The organism is Vibrio sp. 10N.286.49.E11, from assembly GCF_041469505.1.
Classification (GTDB): domain Bacteria; phylum Pseudomonadota; class Gammaproteobacteria; order Enterobacterales; family Vibrionaceae; genus Vibrio; species Vibrio crassostreae_C.
The window spans coordinates 1,666-1,895 of record NZ_JBFRKQ010000066.1 but is presented as its reverse complement, the minus strand read 5'-3'; the positions used below and the strand labels follow the sequence as shown (position 1 = coordinate 1,895).

The following is a 230-nucleotide window of genomic DNA, read 5'->3' as shown; positions in this document are numbered from 1 at the left end:
TTGTAACGGTCGTCCAATTGACACTGTTTTTCTTCGCTGAAAGAACTTAGTGCGTCATCAAATACGTTTTTGTGTTGGATACCAATGGTACCTAAACGCCAGCCTGTTGCGCCAAAGTACTTAGAGAACGAGTAAACACAAAGTGTGTTGTATGGTAGTTTTGCAAATAGAGAAACGAAGTCATCGGCAAATGTACCGTATACGTCATCAGTGATGATGAATAGGTCACT

The 230-nt window shown here is 40.9% G+C and carries 1 protein-coding gene; it reads right to left on the bottom strand.

What is annotated here, in order from left to right:
- Window positions 1-230: aminotransferase class I/II-fold pyridoxal phosphate-dependent enzyme (locus AB4167_RS15870; RefSeq protein ID WP_372136743.1), on the bottom strand; the 230-nt coding region annotated here is incomplete at both ends.